The organism is Flagellimonas lutimaris, assembly GCF_003581615.1.
GTDB classification, from domain to species: Bacteria; Bacteroidota; Bacteroidia; order Flavobacteriales; family Flavobacteriaceae; genus Flagellimonas; species Flagellimonas lutimaris.
On sequence record NZ_QXFH01000052.1, the window covers coordinates 1 to 234 of the forward strand.

Here is a 234-nt window from a genome sequence, read left to right on the forward strand (position 1 = left end):
GAAGATCGTGTTCAAGAACAACGCCGGCTTCCCCCACAACGTTGTTTTCGACGAGGACGAGGTTCCCGCCGGCGTCGACGTCGCCAAGATTTCGATGTCGGAGGAAGACCTCCTCAACGCCAAGGGAGAGACCTACGCCGTCACCTTGACTGCTCCGGGCACTTACTCTTTCTACTGCTCTCCTCACCAAGGAGCTGGCATGGTCGGAAAAGTAACTGTCAAATAGACTCTCTC

General features: G+C 55.6%; 1 protein-coding gene. It reads left to right on the forward strand.

What is annotated here, in order from left to right; translation table 11 throughout:
- A partial coding sequence (petE, locus tag D2V08_RS18245; RefSeq protein WP_119606355.1) for a plastocyanin occupies nt 1–226 on the forward strand: 226 nt, incomplete at its 5' end.
- Nucleotides 227–234: the final 8 nt, after the last annotated feature.